Source organism: Azospirillum melinis, assembly GCF_013340935.1.
Taxonomy (GTDB): domain Bacteria; phylum Pseudomonadota; class Alphaproteobacteria; order Azospirillales; family Azospirillaceae; genus Azospirillum; species Azospirillum melinis.
On the sequence record NZ_WHOS01000001.1, the window covers coordinates 360,815 to 377,411 of the forward strand.

General features: G+C 67.2%; 17 protein-coding genes. 13 read left to right on the forward strand and 4 right to left on the reverse strand.

All coding sequences use genetic code 11. The annotated features are described in order from the left end of the window. Positions 1-29: 29 nt before the first annotated feature. Positions 30-539: a hypothetical protein gene (locus tag GBZ48_RS01590; protein WP_174469374.1), complete on the forward strand. Its 510-nt coding sequence runs from the start codon at positions 30-32 to the stop codon at positions 537-539. A gap of 87 nt (positions 540-626) precedes the next feature. On the opposite strand, the gene GBZ48_RS01595 is transcribed toward GBZ48_RS01590, so the two are convergent. Next, positions 627-881, reverse strand: a complete 255-nt coding sequence (locus GBZ48_RS01595; RefSeq protein ID WP_343049095.1) for a hypothetical protein — start codon at positions 879-881, stop codon at positions 627-629. Here GBZ48_RS01595 and GBZ48_RS01600 point away from each other — a divergent pair. From GBZ48_RS01600 to GBZ48_RS01650, 11 genes are all read left to right on the forward strand, one after another. Next, positions 808-1,503 carry a flagellar hook assembly protein FlgD gene (locus GBZ48_RS01600; protein ID WP_211105584.1) on the forward strand — a complete coding sequence of 232 codons (696 nt, stop codon included), beginning with the start codon at positions 808-810 and terminating at the stop codon, positions 1,501-1,503. The two genes, GBZ48_RS01595 and GBZ48_RS01600, sit on opposite strands and share 74 nt — an antisense overlap. Before the next feature lie 36 nt (positions 1,504-1,539). Next, positions 1,540-2,850 (forward strand): flagellar hook protein FlgE, encoded by a 1,311-nt coding sequence (gene flgE / locus GBZ48_RS01605; RefSeq protein ID WP_174469377.1) that lies wholly within the window; start codon positions 1,540-1,542, stop codon positions 2,848-2,850. 4 nt (positions 2,851-2,854) lie between these two features. Further along, the gene (locus GBZ48_RS01610) at positions 2,855-3,112 is read left to right on the forward strand and encodes a hypothetical protein (RefSeq protein WP_174469378.1); all 258 of its coding nucleotides are present in this window, start codon (positions 2,855-2,857) and stop codon (positions 3,110-3,112) included. Positions 3,113-3,212: 100 nt separating this feature from the next. Further along, a complete protein-coding gene (locus GBZ48_RS01615) occupies positions 3,213-3,785 on the forward strand; it encodes a hypothetical protein (RefSeq protein WP_174469379.1) in 573 nt (190 codons plus the stop codon). 36 nt (positions 3,786-3,821) lie between these two features. Beyond that, positions 3,822-5,579 carry a flagellar hook-associated protein FlgK gene (gene flgK / locus GBZ48_RS01620; protein ID WP_174469380.1) on the forward strand — a complete coding sequence of 586 codons (1,758 nt, stop codon included), beginning with the start codon at positions 3,822-3,824 and terminating at the stop codon, positions 5,577-5,579. Positions 5,580-5,590: 11 nt separating this feature from the next. Continuing rightward, on the forward strand, positions 5,591-6,496 hold the full coding sequence (locus GBZ48_RS01625; protein WP_174469381.1) for a flagellin: 906 nt from the start codon (positions 5,591-5,593) through the stop codon (positions 6,494-6,496). Between the two features lie 123 nt (positions 6,497-6,619). Beyond that, on the forward strand, positions 6,620-7,444 hold the full coding sequence (locus GBZ48_RS01630; protein ID WP_098736547.1) for a flagellin: 825 nt from the start codon (positions 6,620-6,622) through the stop codon (positions 7,442-7,444). 166 nt (positions 7,445-7,610) lie between these two features. Further along, positions 7,611-9,293 carry a flagellar filament capping protein FliD gene (gene fliD, locus GBZ48_RS01635; RefSeq protein ID WP_174469382.1) on the forward strand — a complete coding sequence of 561 codons (1,683 nt, stop codon included), beginning with the start codon at positions 7,611-7,613 and terminating at the stop codon, positions 9,291-9,293. A 39-nt stretch (positions 9,294-9,332) separates the two neighbouring features. Next, positions 9,333-9,812 (forward strand): flagellar protein FliS, encoded by a 480-nt coding sequence (locus GBZ48_RS01640; protein ID WP_174469383.1) that lies wholly within the window; start codon positions 9,333-9,335, stop codon positions 9,810-9,812. A gap of 34 nt (positions 9,813-9,846) precedes the next feature. Further along, positions 9,847-10,467: an RNA polymerase sigma factor gene (locus tag GBZ48_RS01645; RefSeq protein ID WP_246306916.1), complete on the forward strand. Its 621-nt coding sequence runs from the start codon at positions 9,847-9,849 to the stop codon at positions 10,465-10,467. Continuing rightward, the gene (locus GBZ48_RS01650; protein ID WP_174469385.1) at positions 10,457-10,735 is read left to right on the forward strand and encodes a hypothetical protein; all 279 of its coding nucleotides are present in this window, start codon (positions 10,457-10,459) and stop codon (positions 10,733-10,735) included. Before GBZ48_RS01645 ends, GBZ48_RS01650 begins: the two co-directional genes overlap by 11 nt. Positions 10,736-10,751: 16 nt before the next feature. Here GBZ48_RS01650 and GBZ48_RS01655 read toward each other — a convergent pair whose 3' ends face one another. Both GBZ48_RS01655 and GBZ48_RS01660 read right to left on the reverse strand, forming a co-directional pair. Continuing rightward, positions 10,752-13,061 (reverse strand): tetratricopeptide repeat protein, encoded by a 2,310-nt coding sequence (locus tag GBZ48_RS01655; protein ID WP_174469386.1) that lies wholly within the window; start codon positions 13,059-13,061, stop codon positions 10,752-10,754. A 143-nt stretch (positions 13,062-13,204) separates the two neighbouring features. Continuing rightward, positions 13,205-13,762, reverse strand: coding sequence for a helix-turn-helix domain-containing protein (locus tag GBZ48_RS01660; RefSeq protein ID WP_174469387.1), 558 nt, complete (start codon positions 13,760-13,762; stop codon positions 13,205-13,207). Positions 13,763-13,974: 212 nt separating this feature from the next. Between GBZ48_RS01660 and lhpI the strand changes: the two genes are divergently transcribed. Next, on the forward strand, positions 13,975-14,907 hold the full coding sequence (lhpI, locus tag GBZ48_RS01665) for a bifunctional Delta(1)-pyrroline-2-carboxylate/Delta(1)-piperideine-2-carboxylate reductase (protein ID WP_246306917.1): 933 nt from the start codon (positions 13,975-13,977) through the stop codon (positions 14,905-14,907). A 10-nt stretch (positions 14,908-14,917) separates the two neighbouring features. Here the strand turns inward: lhpI and GBZ48_RS01670 are convergent, their stop codons facing one another. Next, on the reverse strand, positions 14,918-16,594 hold the full coding sequence (locus tag GBZ48_RS01670) for a tetratricopeptide repeat protein (RefSeq protein ID WP_174469388.1): 1,677 nt from the start codon (positions 16,592-16,594) through the stop codon (positions 14,918-14,920). Positions 16,595-16,597 lie beyond the last annotated feature (3 nt).

A 16,597-nucleotide genomic window follows, 5' to 3' on the forward strand; every position in this document is an offset into this window, starting at 1 on the left:
GAACCCGGACCACACCGAAGGGGAAAAGCATGAAGGACATCACCGTCGCAGCCACCGACTGGGGTCTCCACGCCGTCGCCTGCAGCGGCCTTCGTGACACTCCTCCCTCCGTCTGGCTCGGGACGTTGCGCAACGCGCTGTCCGGTGCCGGCACCGGCCGTAGCCTTTTCCTGGACCTGCGGGAGGTCGGCAATTCCCCCTTGCCGCCGTCCCATCTGGGAGCCCTGGCGTCGGTCGTCGCACAGGCCGGTCACAGTGCGGTTCTGGTGTCGGACCTCCGGCTCGGCCATGCGCTGTGCGATGCGGTTCGCCGCAGCGGTTCGAACGGGGAAATGGCTGCCGGCCTGCGCGTGCTGTCCTCGGACGGGCGCGACCGGGTCGCCATCGCCGCCGCCTACCAGTGGCTGTTGAACGGGCGGGAGCCTGCGGATGCCCTTCTGGTGTCCGACCGCCGCCCGTCTGTCCTAGTCTTCCCCGCTACCGTGGCGCACAGGCGGCCGACCTACCCCGGTTCCGCCGATCTGCGCCACGCCTCGTGACCGTCCTGTCGTAACCGCTTCATTTCCGCAGTCGTCGTCGTCTCAACTGCCTTTTCGCCCCGGCCGGACCCGTCCCGCCGGGGTTTTTTATGTCCATCTGAATTTTCCCGGAAGAATCTGCGCCAGCTTTCGCCCGCCGTTCCGTGGATAGCCACAGAACGAACGGGGCGGCGCCAGCCCGCCGCCCATCCCGAAAAGCCATCGGCCTGAACCGCCGCGAAATCCCACCCGGATTCCGCGAACGGGCCGCGATTGGGTGGAGAAGGCGATGCTGGTCGATTCCGTCAGCGCAACGACGTCAACGACGTCGACGAAGTCCACGTCGAGCAGCTCGTCGGCCACGAGCGCGACCGACAGCTATCAGACATTCCTGACACTGTTGATGAAGCAGCTCGAGGTCCAAGATCCGACCAACCCGGTCGATACGACCACCTTCACCACCCAGCTCGTCCAGCTGTCCGGACTGGAACAGCAGATGTCGATCAACGACAAGCTTGACGAACTGAACAGCACGGTGTCCGACCTCAGCAGCACCCTGTCGTCCTCCCTCGGGTCCGGCAGCGGCGCCGTCAATTATTACGGCAAGACGGTCGAGGCCGAAGGCTCCACCACCCCGTTGCAGGACGGCGAAGCGAGCTGGGAATACGACCTCGATTCCGCGGCGTCCTCGGTCAAGCTGACCATCACCGATTCCAGCGGCAACACCGTCTACAGCGATGTCAGCTCCTCCACCGCCGCCGGCACGCACGAGGTGACCTGGGACGGCGTCGGCACCAACGGCAAGAGCTACAGCAGCGGCACCTACACCCTATCGATCACCGCGCTCGACGCCAACGGCAAGGCCATCGATACCGCCACCCGCTTCAAGGGCACCGTGACCGCCGTGGACAGCTCGTCCGGCACGGCGGTGCTGAGCGTCGGCGGCGTCAGCCTGTCGGCCGACAAGGTGCTGACGGTTTCCTGACCCCTCCCCCGGACAATTCGAAAGACAGGTGCCGCCATGAGCCTCACCAGCGCAATGTACAGCGCCACGTCCGGGCTGACCGCCCAGAGCAAGGCGCTCGCCAGCATCTCCAGCAACATCGCCAATTCCAGCACCACCGGCTTCAAGGGCACGGTGACGGAGTTCACCTCCTACATCAACAAGACCACCACGGTGGACGAGCAGGTCGGCGGCGTCATCGCGTCCAACACCCGCAGCGTCAGCCGCCAGGGCGAAATCCAGTCCTCGGCGACCACCACCAACATGGCGGTCAATGGCGACGGCTTCTTCGTCGTGTCGGACAAGACGTCGAGCGGCGGCACCTATTTCACCCGCAACGGCTCCTTCTCCACCGATTCCAACGGGAATCTGGTCAATTCGGAGGGCTATTACCTCTATGGCTGGGCGGTGGGCGACGACGGCACCATCAAGGCCGGCAACAAGACCTCCACCGACAGCCTGGAGGCGATCAACCTGACCAGCATCAAGGGCACGCCCAAGGCGACCTCGACGCTGGACATCGAGGCCAACCTGCCGTCCGACGCGGCGACCGGCGACAGCTTCACCACCGACGTCGAACTGTTCGATGCCCTCGGCAACAGCCATTCGGTGACGATGACCTGGAGCAAGACGGCCGACAACACTTGGTCGCTCAACGCCTCCGACCCGACCAGCTCGGCCGACGGCACGACCACGACCGGCACGATCTCCGGTTTCCCGATCTCCATCGCCTTCAACAGCGATGGCTCGCTCGCCAGCGCCACCCAGACCGACAGCAGCGGCACCACGACCAGCGTCGATCCGTCGGCCATCGGCTTTTCGGTCGGCGGCTGGACCACCGGCGCCAGCGACAGCACGGTGACGATGTCGCTCGGCAGCGCCAACAGCACGACCGGGCTGACGCAATACGCATCGGGCGAGAGCACTGCCGCCATCGGCGACTGGACCGCCACCGGCAACGGCTACGAGCCCGGCACGTTGACCGGGACCACCATCGACAGCAGCGGCGTGGTGCGCGCCACCTTCGACAATGGCGAGACGCGGGCGATCTACCAGATCCCCATCGCGACCTTCGCCAACTCCAACGGGCTGGAGAGCGAGAGCGGAACCACCTTTACCCAGACCTTCGAGTCCGGCAATTACCAGCTGCGCACCGCCGGCGACGGCAAGGCCGGTGAGATCGAGGCCAGCTCGCTCGAAAGCTCCACGGTTGAGCTGACCGACGAGTTCAGCCGGATGATCGTCGCGCAGCAGGCCTATTCCGCCGCGTCCAAGGTGATGACGACGGCGCAGGACATGCTGGACACGCTGATCTCGATGAAGCGTTGACGCCATGGCCGCCGCACCCGACGACCGCTTCGCCCGCGCCGAAGCCCTGCTGATGGAACACCGGCGGCTGACGGTCCAGGCGCGGGCCCTGCTGGCGAGGACCGCCACGCAGGCCGAGCGGCTGGCAATGGCCGACGATCTGATCGCGCTGATCGACGGGCTGGACGTGGAAAAGCGTGCGCTGGGAGCCCGGATCCACCGCGGCCGGGTCGCCAATGCCGCGATGAGCGCCTATGGGCGGGCGATGGCGACGCGGCGGTAGTGGGAGCGGGCAACCGAAGCCGACGCTCCCCTCAAAAATCCCCGCCAGTTTTCGCACCACCCGCCGTGGAACCAGACATCCAAAACCCGGAGCTATCGCCATGGCGCTCAAGCAGACCCTGCGCAAGCCGGCCCCGCCGAGGCCCGTTCTGACCAAGGCCCAGGCTCCCGTCCAACCCCTCGCCTGGACCCCTGACCGGAGCGGCACGCCGGAAACCCCGACCATCTTCCTCCGCGTCGACGCGGTGGAGGTGCTGGAGGCCTTCGTCGCCGAACTGGACCGCGCCGCAACGCGCGCCGAGGCGGCGGTGCGCGAGGGGCGGCCGCGCGATGCGCTGCTGGCGGCGGGCGACATGCAGACGCTGCTGCGGAGCTGGAAGGACCGGCTGGCCGATGCGCTGGCGCAGACGCGCAGCAAGCGCGTCGCCCCTGCCGTGCGCGGCGCCGCCAAGGCCGCCGCCGACCGGGTCCTGCCGGCGCTGGCCGCCCGCATGCGGGAGATGGAGGCGCAGATCAGGGTCCACCGCGCCCGCCAGACCGCCATCGGCGCCGCCCTGCGCGCCGCCTCCACCGCACCGGCCGGCGTCTATGGCGTCGCTTATGGCCCCGGCGCCCGCTATGGCGCGCGGGTGGCGATGCGCACCACCGGCCATGTCGTCGGCCTGACGGCCTGACCATTTGAGCGCGGAAAGCCGGAAAGGAGGCCCGCCATGTCGCTTCGCGTCGCCAGTTCCATCGCCTCATCGGCGCTGCGCACGTCCGAGGTCGGGATCGCCGTCGCCTCCTCCAACGTCGCCAATGCCGACACCGACGGCTACACCCGCAAGACCGCGTCCAACGTCACCCGCAGCACCGGCGTCAACGTCGCCAGCGTCGACGTCACCGCGGTCAGCAGCAACGTCGACCGCTATCTGCTGAAGACGCTCGTATCGGCCCAGTCCGACCTCGGCTACACCGATACCCGCAACAGCTATCTCGACCAGATGCAGTCGGCCTTCGGCAGCGTCAGCGACGACGACAGCGGCGGCACCGACATCGGGTCGATGATCGACGCGCTGGCCGACACGCTGGGCACGCTCGCCACCTCTCCCGAAAGCGAGAGCGCCAAGGCCGCCACCGTACAGGACCTGTCTGATCTGGCGGAGACGCTGCGCAACACCTCCTCATCCATCCAGTCGCTGCGCGCCCAGGCCGACGACGAGATCGCCACCACCGTCGACACCATCAACGAGACGCTGACCGGCATCGATTCCCTCAACGACCGGATCGTGAAGGGCAAGGCGCTGGGCCAGAACGTCACCGACCTGGAGGACCAGCGCAACACCGCGCTGAAGAGCCTGTCCAAGTCCATCGACGTCACCTATCAGGTCGACGACAGCGGGCTGATGCGCATCTCCACCGCGTCGGGCAAGTCGCTGCTTGACAGCAAGGTGCATGAGCTGTCCTACACGCCGGCCGCGTCGGTCAGCGCCGGCACTGCCTACAGCGCCAGCGGCAGCAGTGGGTTCAATGGCATCATGCTGAACGGAGTGGACGTCACCGGCTCGTCGCTCGGCGGTTCGCTGGGCGCGCTGGTTCAACTGCGCGACACCGACCTGCCGGCGCAGCAGGCCGGCCTGGACGAGCTGGCGACCACCCTGATCGACACGCTGAACGCCATCCAGAACCAGGGCACCTCCTACCCGGCGCCACAAAGCCTGACCGGCACAGAGACCGTCTCGGCCGGCGACGCGCTGAAGGTGACCAGCGGCACCCTGCGCGTCGCCGTCACCGACAGTTCCGGCACGGCGGCGGAGGTCCTCGACATCGACCTGTCGACCAAATCGACCCTTCAGGACGTCGTTGACGCCATCAACACGATGAGCAATGCCTCGGCCTCGATTTCCGCCGATGGCAAGCTGGTCATCTCCACCAACAGCGCCAGCAACGGCATCGCGCTGGGCGGCGACGCCAGCGATGGCACCACGGGCACTTTCTCCGACGCCTACGGCCTGAACGACCTGCTGACCGGCACCGGAGCCTCCGATATCAAGGTCGCTACCCGCATCGCCAACGACAGCAGCCTCCTCGCCACCGGGGCCCTGTCCTCCGCCAGCGGACTGACCGCCGGCGGCACGGCGCTGACCAGCGGCGAGGGATCGGTGGCGAAGGCGCTGTCGGCAGCCTTTTCCGCCAGCTACGACTTCGATGCCGCCGGGTCGTTGAGCGCCCGCAGCACGAGTTTCGCCGGCTATGTCGGTGCGGTGATTCAGGGGGCGGCGACGCTCGCCGACAAGGCATCCACCGCCTACGACAGCCAGAAAACCTACACCAGCAGCCTCGAATCGACTTTCTCGTCGCAGAGCGGCGTGAACGTCGACGAGGAGACCGCCGCGATCTCCACCCTGCAATCCGCCTACGAGGCCGCCGCCGCGGTCATGAAGACGCTGCAGGAGATGTTCAGCACGGCGCTCGACATGGTCCAGTAGAGGAGACCGCGATGGAACGGGTCGCGACCTACAACCATCAGAACACGCTCGTCCAATACATGATGAAGGCCGAGGCCAAGGTGGCTGCGGAACAGGTCCGCTCGGCGTCGGGGCTGAACTCCACCGACTACAAGGGCATCGCCTCGGACAGCGGCCGGCTGGTGAATCTCGAAAGCCATTACCGCCGGCTGGAACATTATATCGACGAGGGCGAGGTCGTGAACGGCCGCATCCAGTCGATGTACGACGCCGTCGGCGGCATGTCCGACCTGACCTCCCGCCTCAGCGCGCTGATCACCGGCCTGCAAGGCAACAATGCGGCCGGCGTCGAAGGCGTGGTGGCCGAGGCCGGCCAGCTGATGGAGGAACTCGGCGGGCTGCTCAACACCCGGCAGGACGGTCGCTATCTGTTCGCCGGCGGGCGCACCGACCAGCCGGCGGTCGATCTCGACAGCTACAGCGCGGCGACCTATCCCTCCAGTGCCGACACCGGCTATTACAATGGCGATTCCACCGTTGCCCATTTCCAGGCCGCCGACGATTTCGTGCTGTCCTACGGCGTCACCGCCGACCAGCCGGCCTTCGAGAAAGCCCTGCGCGCCTTCAGCCTGATCGCCAACATGTCGACCGATCCGGTCGACACCGATCTGCTGGCGGAGGCGACGCAACTCGCCTCCGACGCCACCGACGGGCTGTCCATCGTCCAGGCCAAGCTGGGTGCGGCCAGTTCCTCGCTGGAGAACACCATCGACCGCCATGTCGACGAGCAGCTTGTGCTGCAAACCCAGGTGGACGACATCCGCAGCGTCGATCTGGCCGAATCCACCACCAAACTGTCGCAGCTCCAGGCCTCGCTGGAAGCGACCATGAGCCTGATGAAGATCCTCGAAGAGAACAACCTGTCCAAATATCTGTGAAGGGTCGGGGGCTTCGCAAAAAAGCGCTAACCCTATCTAAAAAGTCCGCCAGCTTTCGCCGCCTGCCCCGTGAGTCCCGGTGAGGGTCGCCGAAACGGCCCGGTTCGATCAGGAGACCACATCATGCCCGTCATCTCGACCAACACGGCTTCCAATTCGGCCCTTCGTTACCTCAACATCAACTCGACCAACCAGTCGGACTCGGTCTCGAAGATCGCCAGCGGTTCGCGCATCACCAAAGCGTCGGACGATGCCGCCGGTCTCGCCGTCGGCACCTCGCTGAAGTCCGACGTCACGGTGCTGAACCAGGCGGCCACCAACGCCTCGCACGGATCGTCCATCCTCCAGACCGCCGACGGCGGCATGTCCAGCATCTCCGACATCGTGCAGCGCATGCGCTCGCTCGCCACGCAATCGCTGTCCGGCTCGGTCACCGACAACGAGCGCTCCTACCTCGACGCCGAATTCCAGCAGCTGCAGGACGAAATCGACGGCATCGCGTCGGGCACCCGCTTCAACGACGAATCCCTGCTCGACGGCGCGACCAACTGGTCGACCGGCGTGTCCTTCCGCGTCGGCACCACGTCGAACGACAACATCACGGTACAGATCGCCGGCGTCACCACGACGGGGCTTGGCATCAACACGCTGGATGTCGGCACGTCGGCCACCGCCGCCGCGGCCCTGACGGCGCTCGACACCGCGGTCACCACCCTGTCGGACGCCCGCGCCGATGTCGGCGCGCTGATCTCGCGCTTCGAATTCCGCAGCGACATGATCGACACCACCATCGAGAACACCGAAGCCGCCCAGTCCAAGATCATGGACGTCGACGTGGCCGAGGAACAATCCAAACTGGCATCGGAGAAGGTCCTGACCCAGGCCGCCATCGCCGTGCTGTCCCAAGCGAACCAGATGCCCGAGAATCTGCTCTCCCTTCTCCGCTGACGGTTCGCAAGGCCGCCGGTCAAGGGTGCCGCGTCCCGCACAGCCTCACACACTCGTGGGGCGCGCCCCGCCGGCGGCCGTTTCCTTCCATCGTCAACGCCGCAAAACCCCGCATCGCCGTGCCATCCGCCGCGTCCCCCGTGGCCGGAACCGGGAGAGCCTTGCCATGACCACCGTCAGCTCCACCACCTCCAGCACGGCCGCGACCACGGGCTATTCGGCCTTGTCCTCCAGCGATTCCGGCACCGGCATCGACTATTCCCTGCTGATCGAGGCCAAGGTGAACGCGCGGCTGGCCAAGGCCGACCGCATTGACACCAAGATCACCGCCAACGAGGCGAAGATCACCGCCTACACCGACCTGCAGGACAAGCTGCAGGCGGTCAGCGACGCCATCGACGGCCTGCGCAACCGCAGCGTCTCCACCGGCGCGTCCTCCAACCTGTTCGGCCAGCGGACCGCCTATGTCGGCGACGACGACGTGTTCAGCGCGACGGTGGACGACGATACGGAGGTCGGCACCTATTCGGTCGTGGTGCAGCAGCTCGCCACCAAGCACAAGATCGCGGCCGACGGCGTCGCCAGCAAGACGAGCGCGCTCGGCTATTCCGGCAGCTTCACGCTCCAGGCGGCCGACGGCAGCGCCGTCACCATCGCGATGGACAGCGACGACAGCCTGACCGACCTGCGCGACACGATCAACGCCAACAAATCGACCAGCGGCGTCACCGCCAGCATCGTCCAGGTCAGCGACAGCAGCTATCAGCTGATCCTGACCTCCAACAACACCGGCCAGGCCATTTCGATGACCGACGGTGGCGATGGCGTCCTCTCCTCGCTCGGGCTGACCGACAGCGACGGCGCGATCAAGAACGAACTGGTCGCAGTCCAGAGCGCGATCGTCGAGGTTGACGGCGTCACCATCACCCGCAGTTCCAATACCATCGACGACGCCATCGAAGGCGTGACGCTGAACCTCTACAGCGCCAGCCCGGACACGGCGATCTCGATGGAGGTGTCGACCGACCTGTCCTCGATCAAGTCGGCGATCACCAGCTTCGTCGACGCCTACAACGAATACCGCGACTTCGTGGTGACGCAGCAGGCGACGACCAGCGACGGCACGGCGTCCAGTGACGCCACGCTGTTTTCCGACAGCCTGCTGCGGCAGATTGTCCGGTCGGTGAACAGCGCGCTCAACACCTCCATCACCACCGACGACGGCACGGTTCTGTCGATGGCCTCGCTGGGCATCAGCTTCAACAGTTCGAACGAGCTGGAGCTGGACGAGGACACGCTGAACAGCATCCTCAGCAGCAACATCGACTCGGTCAAACAGTTGCTCGGCCTCAACATGACCTCGTCGTCGAGCCAGATGTCGCTGCTGCGCTACACCAGCAGCGCCTCGGCGCTGTCCTTTACGCTGGACATCGTGCGCGGCGAGGACGGGACGCTGGCCTCGGCCTCGGTCGGCGGCGACAACAGCCTGTTCACCGTCAGCGGCAACCGCATCATCGGTGCGACCGGCTCGGACTATGAAGGCATCGTGCTGGTCTATTCCGGCAACAGCGGCAGCGTGGACATCGACTTCTCGCAGGGGCTGGCCGACAAGCTGTTCGGCGTCATCGACGATGCATCGGCCACCTACGGCAGCGACCTCGCCACCGCCATCGACGATCTGGAAACCCGGGACACCGAGCTGGAAAGCCGGTCCACCGACATCAAGACCAAGGCCGAGACCTACCGCAGCACCCTGACCGCCTATTACGCCAGGCTGGAGGCGGCGGCGGAACAGGCGGCGCTGCTGCTGAAACAGCTGACCTACAAGGACAGCAGCAGCGACAGCTGACCCCGGTCAAGGTTCATCCAATGACGAGGATTTGGCGCCATGCGCAATTCCGCCTATTCGAAGGCCCTGAACGCCTATGCCGTCGCCAACAGCGCGGTGCCGCCGCTGACGGCGGTGGTGCGGCTGTACGAGCGGGCGATGACCCATTTGCACGCCGCCCGCGACGCCGCCGCGGAGCGCCGGTTCGAAGCGCACCACACCGCGATCCGAAACGCGGTCATGGTGTTCGCGGGCCTTGATTCCATTCTGGTTTTCGACAAAAATGAAGATGTCGCGCTGACGCTTCGCCGGTTCTACCACCGGCTGATCGCGCAGGCCGGCGCCGCCGCCAGCCGGACGGATCCGGTTGCGGCCTGTGACTCGCTCATCCGCCAGACGTCCTTCATGCTGAAGGCTTGGCAGGCCGTGGCCGCAGAACGCGGCGGGCCATCCACTGTCGTCGGTGCCACGGCCAAAGGGCCGCATGCATCCGTCGTCGGGAGAACGATGGATCATGCAAATGGCGGACTCTCGGCTTGACCGTCCTTGCGAGGATTCCGGTGCCGGTCGCTCCATGTCCGGAGATCTGAGCCGGGGGCCAGCCTCCGGCGTCATCATCCCTGCGGACGAGGACAGCGACGAAGCGCTGATGGCGCAAATCCGCTCCGGCAGCCAGACGGCTTACCGGACGCTGGTTCATCGTCATCTGAAGCGCACCTACGCCCTGGCCCGCCGCCTGACCGGCAACGAGGCGGAGGCTGAGGATGTGGTGCAGGACGCCTTCCTCCAGGTCTGGCAACGCCGCAGCCAATGGAGCGACGATGGCGGCGCCCGCTTCACCACATGGCTCTACCGGGTGGTGGTGAACCGCTGCATCGACCACAAGCGGCGGCCGGTCGGCCAGGATCTGGAAACCGTGGCGGAACCGTCGGACAGCGCGCCCGATGCGGTCAGCACCATCCATCGCCGGCAGGTCGCCGCCCGGCTGCTGGAGGCCCAGGACAGGCTGACTCCGCAGCAGCGCGCGGCCGTGACCCTGTTTTATTACGAGAATTTAAGCAATGCCGACATCGCCAGCGTTATGCAAATCAGCATAGGTGCTGTAGAGTCACTGTTGAAACGCGCGCGCCAGCAGCTCCGGCTGCTGCTGCGCGCCAGTGCGCAGGCGGCCAGGGATTCCTTCGATGACGGATGAGGAGTTTCGCGATCGGCTCGATCGTCACGGAGGCGACCTCGCCCTTTGGCCGGCCGACGCGGCGAGGGACGCGCGGCGCCTTCTTCTGCGTTCGGTCAAGGCGCAGGCGATGCTGGACGAGATGGTGACGATGGAGCTGGCGCTGGGCCATCCCGAAGACCGCCCGCCGCCCGGTCTCGCCGACCGCATCTTTGCCGCGGCTTTCCGCCTGCCGCCGTCCGACCGCGGCTTCGACGAGGATGGCGATCAGCCGCCCCGTTTGATGTAGCCGATTGATATAGCCGTCAGCGCCCCGCCACCCGGCGCAGTTCCACCGCAATTCGCTCAAGCGCCTGCTCCAGCCCCTGGCCGCCCAGCGGCTGGAACAGGCGCATCGACGGGTACCAGGGCCGCCCGGCGGTGCCGAGTTGCGTCCAGTCGCGATGGCCGAAGCGCCAGACCGGCACGCCCAGCGCACCGGCAAGCTCCGCCACCGAATTCGCCGGCGCGATGACGAGGTCGAGTGTCGAGACCAGTGCCGCCGTCTCTTCGAAATCGTCACGCAGGTCGAGCCCGGTCCAGCCATAGATCGGCTGCCCGAACCGGCGTTCCGCCGCCAGGATCTCGCGCTGGCACTCGTCATATTGCAAATTCACGAAGGTCACGCCGGGCACGGCGAAGACCGCCCCCCAGCCATCCAGCGGCAGATAGGCACTGCGGCGGTCGGCGGTCATCACTTGGCTGCGCCAACTGATGCCGACACGCAGGTCGTCGCCGGCGCCGTCCAGCCGCTCGCGCCAGTCGGCGGCTCGGCCACCCTGGGCGAACAGCCAGCAGGACCGCGTCGGGAAGGCCGACAGCCGTTCCCGCAGCAGACGGGGGACCGAGCCGGCCGGGATGTGATAGTCGCAATCGACCGTCTCGGCTTCCATCAGCCCGCAGGGCGGCTGTTCGGCCCGCAATGTCGCCTTCGGGAAGGAGCGGGCGAACAGCGGCACCAGCCGGCGCTCGCACTCGATCACCACATGCCCCGCCATCTTGATCAGGTCGGGATAGCAGGATGCGAAAAGAAACTCGTCGCCCACCCCCTGCTCGCGCCAGACGAACAGTCGCTTGCCGGCCAGCGGCTCACCCGTCCATTCGGGAATGGTGAAGCGCCGTTCCGGGCGGACGCGGCCGGCCTTGAAGCGGAAAGCGTAGTCGGCCCAGCCGGCGCTCAGCGCGCCGCGCTCCAGCGACAGCAGGCCGCGGTTGAAGCGGGCCAGCGCATGGCCGGGGGAGGCGGCGACCGCACGCTCGAACCAGCGGCCGGCATTGGTGCGGGCCTGCCGCTGCTCCGCCAAGCCCAAAGTGCAGAGCGGATCGGCCAGCGACGGTGCCAGCGCCAGCGCCCTGCGGCAGGCAACATCGGCCTCGACGGGGTTCTGGGCGCCGTTCAGCGCATAGGCCAGCACGGCATGCAACGGCGCATGGCCGGGCATCAGGCGGATGGCGCGGCGCACCTGGATGATCGCCAACGCAAAGGCTTCGCGGTCGGAGAGATCAGCACCGAGATTGCCCAGCGCATCGGCGAAAGTGGGGTTGAGCGCCAGCGCCCGCTTCCAGCAGCCTTCCGCCTCCACCGGACGCGCCTGCGCCTTGCAGGCGTTGCCGAGATTGTTCCAGGCTTCCGCCTGACCGGGGTCTCGGGCGATGGCACGGCGTTGCCAGTGCTCGGCACGGCCATAATCCCCGAGCGCGGCTTCCGCCAGCCCGAGATTGACGAGGGCCGGCACATGGCAGGGATCGAGAGCCAATGCGGTCCGGAACCGTTCGCGCGCCTCCGCATGACGGCTGAGCGCATGCAGCAGCAGGCCCAGATTGTTCCGTGTCTCGGCATGATCGGACTGGCGCCGCAACGCCTCGCCATAGGCGCTTTCCGCCTCGGCCAGCCGGCCCGCTCCCTGGAGCGCGGCACCCAGATTGGCCCAGACCGATCCGGTATCGGCACCCAGCCCGATGGCCTCCCGATACGCAGCGGCGGCCTCGGCCACTGCACCCCAGCGGCGCAGCGCATTGGCCAGCGCGATCCGGGTCGAAGCGTCCTGCGGCCGCAGCCTCGCCGCCAGCCGGTAGCAGCCGATGGCCGCAGCGGCCTGCCGCAGATCCTCCAGCGCGCGGCCCATGCCGAGCCGCGGTTCGGCCGCACCCGGCACCAGACGGGCCGCCGCGCGGTAACAGCGCAGGGCCGGCACCGGCCGCGCCTGCCGCCCGGCGATGGCGCCCAGCAGGCACAGCGCATCGGCGTCGTCCGGGTTGACGGCGAGAGCCCGGCGGGCGCTGGCAAGCGCCGCGGTCACCCGCCCCTCCTCCATCAGCGCCTGCCCCAATGCCAGATGATAGGAGCCGACCAGCGCGTTGGAGCGCGCCGCGGTGTCGAACAGACGGGTGGCGTCGGTGCGCCGCCCATCCTGAAAGGCGATATGGCCCAGCAGATGGGCGGCGTCGCCATGCGTCGGGTCGATCCGCAGGATCTCGCGATAGAAACGCTCCGCCCGCTCGGTCTGTCCGGCATTGTGGTGCTGGACCGCAAGGCGCAGCAATCCGTCGGTACGCCGTGTCGCGTTCCCGTCCATGTCGTCGCCGTTCCGTCAAATGAACTGGTCAGCGGCATCCATGGCCGCGTCTGTTCCTTGTTACGGCGCCGACATGGGACTCCTGCGCGGGCTTGCAACTTTTCCGCTGCCCTCCGTACTTTTATGTGTCGGGCCTCGATGTATCAGGCGAGCGAGGTGTGCGAGCATACCCAGAGAACCCGCGCCTCCCCCTCGCCACCCGAGATGCAGGCATGCCCCATGGCGCTGTCGAAATAGCAGGAATCGCCCTTGGACAGGGTCAGGGGCGTGTAGTAATCGCTGTGCACCATCACTTCTCCTTCCAGCACATAGATGAACTCCTCGCCATCATGGTGGGAAAGCTCGCCGAATTGCTGGATGCTGCGTGCCTTGATCGTGGTCACCAGCGGGACGAACCGCTTGTTGGGCAGGTCGGCGTTCACCGCCTCGTACCGGTACTGGTCGGTTTCGTGCACCGCGCCGCCACCGGCCCTGGTGACGCTGCGGCGGCCCAGCGGGGTCGGCTTCGGGACCTGACCGAACAGTTCTCCCACCTCCACCCCCAGACCGGAGGCCAGTGCGGCAATCTTCTCGTAGGTCGGCGACAGCTGCCCGTTCTCGATCTTCGACAGGGTCGATATCGAGACGCCTGACCGCTCGCTCAGCTGCTGAAGCGTCAGTTGCGCGGCCGCCCTCAGGCGCTTCAGCGTCGGCGCAAGCATGCCCGCGGCGCCATTCGGCCCTGGCCCGTCCCGGCCGGTTCGCTGTGATGATCCGCCCACGCTGTCTTCCCGACTTGATGCAACCGGCTCGGCCGGCCGAGAGAGTATAGTCGGCGGAAGTTTTTCTTATACGAAAATTTTGTGGCGCATGATCCGAAGCAGATATAGCGTGACGGTCCCTGACGCCCATCCGTCGCGAGGAGAGCACCGCCTTGACCACAGCCGCCCTGTCCATGCTGTCGCCCGCGGAAACGGCCGAACTCCTGCCTTTCGCTCCCCTGTGCGATGCCATCGCCGATGCTGCCCGCGACTATGCCGCCGGCCGGATCCACAGCCCCGAACGACAAGTCCTGCCGCTGCCGCAGAATGGCGTCCTCCTGTCCATGCCGGCGACGGCCGGGGATATCGGCATCCACAAGCTGGTCAATGTCTGTCCGGGGAACGGGGCGCTCGGACTGCCGACCATCCATGGCGTGGTCGCTGCCTATGACGGTGCCACCGGTGCCCCACTGGCGATCCTCGACGGGCCGACGGTCACCGGCCGCCGCACTGCCGCCGTGTCGATGTTGGCGGTCCGGACGCTCGCACGGCGCCCTCCTCAGCATGTCGCCCTGTTCGGCACCGGCAAGCAGGCCGCGTATCATGTCGAGGCTCTGGCATCGCTCTACCCCGGGATCCGGGTCGACGTGCATGGTCGGCGGGAAGAGGCCTGCCAGTCCTTTTGCCGGACCTCCGGCGGGGCGGGAATCGATCTGCGGCCGGCCTCCGGGGCGGTGGACCCCGCCGTCGATGTCGTCATCACCCTGACGACCAGCCTCGTGCCGGTCTATGACGAAGCACCGCGGCCGGACCGGCTGCTGGTCGGCGTCGGCGCCTTCAAGCCGGAGATGGCCGAATTCGGCGCGACCTCCATCCATGGCAGCGACGTCTTCATCGACGACCCGGCCGGCGCGCGCCATGAGGCCGGCGACCTGATCCTGGCCGGCTTCGACTGGACGAGCGGACGCTCGCTGGCCGATGCGCTGGCCAAGGCGCAGGACGGCACCGGCTTGACCGACAGGCCCCGCCTGTTCAAGAGCGTCGGCTGTGCCGCCTGGGATCTCGCCGCCGCGCGCTGTGCACTGAGGAACGGCTCCCCGGCATAGGGCACCGGCGCTATTTCTCGCCGATGAAGGCGCAGTGGGGAAAATTCTGGAAGTCGTAGCGGTGGATGCGCAGGTCCGGCCGATGGCGGCCCAACCAGTCCAGCGCGGCCAGATGGGCGGTCTGGTCGAGCATCCACTGCGGCCGGCCCTCCAGCAGGAAATGGCCGATATAGGCCGCCACCGTTGCTAGATACTGTCCGGCGAGCGGCGTGTCGTTGTAATAGACGAAACCGACGGGAACCTCGCGGAACGGCCCACGCCGCCTGCGATCGTGGAGGATGCCAAGGTCGAATCCCGCCGTTTCGGCGGCAAGCAGCCGCAGATCGCTGCGGGTTGTCGCGTCCAGATCGATCAGGATCAGCGGCCGGCCAAGATGCCGGTGCCATTGCTGGACGCGGATGAAACGCGCGCAGGCGTAATAGGTGACGCGCTGCGCGTGGGACCAGGCAGTGAAGTCCGGCTGCTCGGTCGACAGGCCGATGGACAGCGGATAAAGCCGCCGCCATTCGCCCAGCATCCCCAACAGCGACGGCGTCGGCGAAACCACGTTCAGCACAACCGACGCGCCGGGACTGCACTCGCCGATGGACCGGAAAAGGTCCGGTCCGAAGCGACGCACATAGATCTCGTCACCGCTCACCATGATGACCGGGCCGCTGCCCTCCGGCAGATCCGCCACAATGGTCATTTCCGGCAGCCGGGCGATGACGCTGTCCAGCGGGGGCAAGCGTTCGAAGAACGCATCGTCCGCCCGCAGCATCGACCAGGACCCGAGTTCGCCGGCACCGTCCAGTTCCGCATCCGCAAAACGGGCGGCGAATCTCATCTGCAGCTTCGATGCAAGGGTCAGACGTCCCCGCCGATAGACGTGATAGCCCACAATCGAGGCGGCCAGGGCATCCTTTGGATCGCCGCGCAGGCGCCGCCACGCCGCCCGCGCCGCCCATGAAAGCCGCCGGTCGTCCAGAGCACCCAGCTGGAACAGATCGAGCGCCAGCGCCAGCCACAGGCGCAGACTGCCCGGCTCGTCGGGATGGACCGTCTGGACCCGGTGCAGATGATCGAAGGCCTTCACCGCCAGGCCGAGATCGAGCGTCATCGCCTTCCCCGGTGTCCAGTCCAACAGCCCGCTGCGGTATTGGTGCAGCCGGGCAAGGGCGTCATGTCCGCGCACCGACTGCGGATCGAGCGCCACAACACGGCAGGCGGCGACCTCCAGTCGGCCGGCCTCCTTGCGGCGCAGAACCTCGAGATTGTTCCGCGCCTGCTTGTGGTCGGGCACCACGGCCAGGATGCGCTGGTACCAGGCGGCCGACTCCAGGGGCGATCCGGTGCCGGCCGGCGGCGGCGCGGCGAGGAGGTTCGCCAGATTGTAGGCCCCCGCCACATGGGCCGGCGCCAGTGCCAGGGCCCGCCGGCAGGCATATTCGGCATCCTCCGGCCGGCCGGCCCCGCGCAGCAGGCTGGCATAATTGGCCCACTGATCCGGGCTGTCGGGCTGGGCCGCCGCCACCTGACGGAAATGGTCGGCGGCCTCGGCGGGACGGCGGGTCTGCATCAGGAGCAGGCTCAGCATCTGGAGCGCCTGGAGATGGCCGGGCATGGCCGTCAGGAATGCGCGGTATCCCGCCTCCGCCTGTGTCAGATCACCCTGCTGGTGACTGCGGATGATCTGACCGAGATCCATGCC